1 protein-coding gene is annotated in these 366 nt (G+C 72.4%); it reads right to left on the reverse strand.

Annotated elements, in window-relative coordinates; translation table 11 throughout:
- Positions 1-203, reverse strand: a 203-nt coding sequence (locus tag ACLZOT_RS50540; RefSeq protein WP_416976062.1) for a hypothetical protein, incomplete at its 3' end; no start/stop codon positions are given.
- Positions 204-366: the final 163 nt, after the last annotated feature.

A 366-nucleotide genomic window follows, 5' to 3' on the forward strand; every position in this document is an offset into this window, starting at 1 on the left:
TCGGGTGCCGCGACATACCGGTCGCCGAGGACTGCCGCGAGAGCGCCGGCCAGGTCTGCGTATGCGGCGGCGCTGCGCAGCTGGTCCAGGGTGTGGTCGTCGAAGGCGTCGGGGGGCATGTGCTGCCGCGCGCGGCTCAGTTCGGTGTGGCTGCCGACCGCGGCGGTCATCAGGTGGAGTTCGGTGGGCTTGGGCAGCGGCATGCGACGGTGTCGGGGACCGGAGGTGTCCAGGATGTGGTGTGAGGCCTCTGTCGGCCGAGCTGTCAGCGGGCCGATGCCGTAGAGGCCGCCCAGTGCCGCAAACCCGGCCGCGGCGGGAAACCGGCCGGCGACCTTGCCGAAGCGAGGGTGGATGCTGTCGGCG

This window comes from Streptomyces sp. 4F14, assembly GCF_048159485.1.
Taxonomy (GTDB): domain Bacteria; phylum Actinomycetota; class Actinomycetes; order Streptomycetales; family Streptomycetaceae; genus Streptomyces.